This window comes from bacterium (assembly GCA_024226335.1).
GTDB lineage: Bacteria > Myxococcota_A > UBA9160 > SZUA-336 > SZUA-336 > JAAELY01.
In genome coordinates, this window is sequence record JAAELY010000310.1 from 1 (window position 1) to 685 (window position 685).

The 685-nt window shown below is 59.9% G+C and carries 1 protein-coding gene; it reads right to left on the reverse strand.

All coding sequences use genetic code 11. The features are described from left to right. Positions 1-685 (reverse strand): elongation factor Tu (gene tuf / locus GY725_16010; GenBank protein ID MCP4005695.1); only part of this gene is annotated, 685 nt, incomplete at both ends.

The following is a 685-nucleotide window of genomic DNA, read 5'->3' on the forward strand; positions in this document are numbered from 1 at the left end:
CCGGTCACCGTCGTCTTCGTCGTCTCGCGGATGCCCACGATCTCGATCTCGTCACCCGTGTTTACGATCCCCTGCTCCACACGACCCGTCACTACCGTGCCGCGACCCGAAATCGAAAATACGTCCTCGATCGGCATCAGAAACGGTTTGTCCAAGGCTCGCTCAGGCTGCGGAATCGTCGAGTCCAATGACTCCATCAGCTCATCGATGCACTTGTTCGCATCGTCGTCCGAAGGATTCTCGCCAGCCTTCAATGCGCTGCCGCGGATCACAGGAAGATTGTCGCCGTCGAAGTCATAGCTCGAAAGAAGCTCTCGAACCTCCAACTCCACCAGCTCCAGAAGCTCCTCGTCGTCGACCTGGTCCACCTTGTTCATGAAAACAACGATGTGAGGAACATTGACCTGCTTCGCCAGAAGCACATGCTCTCGGGTCTGCGGCATCGGACCGTCCGCAGCCGATACCACCAGAATCGCACCGTCCATCTGGGCCGCGCCCGTGATCATGTTCTTCACGTAGTCCGCGTGACCCGGGCAGTCCACATGCGCGTAGTGACGCTCCGCCGACTCGTACTCCACGTGGGCCGTCGCGATCGTAATGCCGCGCTCGCGCTCTTCAGGAGCCTTGTCGATGTTCGCGAAGTCCACCTGGTCCGCCATTCCCTTCGACGCCTGACGGGCCGTGA